This is a genomic window from Saccharothrix sp. ST-888, from assembly GCF_000955975.1.
Taxonomy (GTDB): Bacteria; Actinomycetota; Actinomycetes; order Streptomycetales; family Streptomycetaceae; genus Kitasatospora.
This window is the reverse complement of sequence record NZ_JYJF01001154.1, coordinates 1-232: the sequence shown is the minus strand read 5'-3', so window position 1 is coordinate 232 and position 232 is coordinate 1. Positions and strand designations below refer to the sequence as shown.

Genomic DNA, 232 nt, shown 5'->3' with positions numbered 1-232 from the left:
GTTCAGCCGGTTGCGGAGCTCGACCGCCGTCAGCGAGTCGAAGCCCAAGGCCCGGAAGGCCCTGGCCGGTTCGACCGACTGCGCACCGAGGTAGCCGAGAACTCCGGCCACCTCTCCGCGCACCAGCTCCAGAAGCGCACGGTCCCGGTCCGCCTCGGACAGTCCGGCCAATCGGGCCTTCAGTCCGGCCGCTTCACCGTCCGCACCGCTGCCGGTGGCCTCGGCCGCCTTC

The 232-nt window shown here is 72.0% G+C and carries 1 protein-coding gene; it reads right to left on the bottom strand.

Annotated features, from left to right (window positions below; genetic code table 11):
- The coding region (locus tag UK12_RS36035; RefSeq protein WP_045307452.1) for an acyl carrier protein at window positions 1–232 on the bottom strand (232 nt) is incomplete at both ends.